The following is a 271-nucleotide window of genomic DNA, read 5'->3' as shown; positions in this document are numbered from 1 at the left end:
CTGCACACGCGCACGGTGGCGTCGCCGTCGAGGGCCACCGCTTCGGCATGGCGGTCGAGCGCGGCCTTGGTGGCGCAGTACACGCTCCTGCCGGGATAGGCCGAGCGCCCCGCCCCGCTCGACACGTGCAGGATACGCCGCTCGGCACCCACGCTGGCGCGCACCAGGGCGCCGGCCAGCGCCAGCGGCGCGGCCACGTTGAGGGTCGCGGCGCGGATCGCCTGCAACGGGCGGCGGGCTTCAGCTACGACTGGCAGTCCGACGCGCGGCA

1 protein-coding gene is annotated in these 271 nt (G+C 76.0%); it reads right to left on the bottom strand.

Going from position 1 to position 271, the window contains the following annotated elements:
- On the bottom strand, positions 1 to 271 hold a 271-nt coding region (locus tag KVT32_RS30110; protein WP_217619432.1), incomplete at both ends, for an SDR family NAD(P)-dependent oxidoreductase.

The organism is Achromobacter sp. GbtcB20 (assembly GCF_019091095.1).
GTDB classification, from domain to species: Bacteria; Pseudomonadota; Gammaproteobacteria; order Burkholderiales; family Burkholderiaceae_B; genus Achromobacter; species Achromobacter mucicolens.
The sequence above is the reverse complement of the archived record's forward strand: the minus strand, read 5'-3'. Positions and strand labels throughout refer to the sequence as shown.